The organism is Xenorhabdus bharatensis, assembly GCF_037996705.1.
Classification (GTDB): domain Bacteria; phylum Pseudomonadota; class Gammaproteobacteria; order Enterobacterales; family Enterobacteriaceae; genus Xenorhabdus; species Xenorhabdus bharatensis.
On the sequence record NZ_JBBMXG010000055.1, the window covers coordinates 1 to 1,185 of the forward strand.

Sequence of the window (1,185 nt, forward strand, 5' to 3'; positions counted from 1 at the left end):
GACTCTCAATTAGAACATTCTCGTCACCGAAGTATAACCGGTTTTTTGTTAACGATTTTAACGGGATTGGTTGCTTACTGCCTTAAAGAGAAAAAGCCATCACTGAAAATTCTCTACTCAGAAGAAGATATTTCAGCAATAGCTTAAGCGGAATTGGGGTTAATTATAAAAATAATAAAGTAGTAGATGGTTGGGCTGGCGATGTGAGTAGGGCCGCGTTATTTGTAGTGGTTAATAAGAATCGTTTATCACCTTCAGATTCTATACCCATCGTAATATGAAGATGCTTGATTTTTCATTCGTATCAGATCATGATCGCGCCCATGAAAATTACGCTGACAGATGCCCAAAAAGATGCCCTTGAATTGATGCATGATACGACTCGTGATGGACGTTTACGTGACCGTATCAAGGCTGTGCTTTTGGCTCATGAAGGCTGGACTGCCCAGATGATTGGCCCAGGCTTTGCGTATTCATGAAAGTACCGTGAGTCGCCATCTGAAGGATTATTTTTCTGAGGAAAAACTCGTTCCTGAAAATGGGGGCTCTGAAAGCCGCTTGTCTGCCGAACATACGACAGAATTAGTGGCGTATCTGACCGCTAATTTGATGCACACCACCGCGCAAATTGTCGCCTGGGTCTGAACGCGCTGGCAGATGACTTTCACCGTGGCCGGGATGACAAAGTGGCTTCACCGTCAAGAGTTCAGCTATAAGAAGCCGATGGGGACCCATTTGGTGATCTCTCCGGGTCCCTGTACGCCGGATGACGCCGGGATTTCACTGGAGGTTATCTCTCATTTTGCCGGGAAATTGCCGATTCTGGGCGTGTGTCTCGGGCATCAGGCGATTGGACAAGCCTTTGGTGTGAGTGTTGTTATACACTTCGTCTTTCAAGTTGCCTCTTTGTTGGCTACGTTCGCTCACCCCAGTCACATAGTTATCTATGCTCCTGGGGATTCACTCCCTTGCCGCCGCGACGCATCTTGAAATCCATTGTGTATAAAGCCCGTGAAGTGATGCATGGTAAAACCAGCTTAATTCACCATAATCAGCAGGGTGTATTCAAAGGATTGAACCGACCGCTGACAGTAACCCGCTACCACTCTTTAGTTGTCGCGGCAGAAACATTACCGGCTTCTTTTGAAGTCACCGCATGGAGCCAACATGATGGTAATGTGGATG

General features: G+C 46.6%; 4 pseudogenes. All 4 read left to right on the top strand.

Annotation, left to right across the window (positions count from 1 at the left end):
* Positions 1-147 (top strand): annotated as a pseudogene (locus tag AAC855_RS21145) (IS982 family transposase); the annotation flags it as partial.
* A 176-nt stretch (positions 148-323) separates the two neighbouring features.
* Positions 324-729: pseudogene (locus AAC855_RS21150) on the top strand (helix-turn-helix domain-containing protein); the annotation flags it as partial.
* Positions 730-879 (top strand): annotated as a pseudogene (locus AAC855_RS21155) (glutamine amidotransferase-related protein); the annotation flags it as partial.
* Positions 880-1,004: 125 nt separating this feature from the next.
* Positions 1,005-1,185 (top strand): annotated as a pseudogene (locus tag AAC855_RS21160) (glutamine amidotransferase-related protein); the annotation flags it as partial.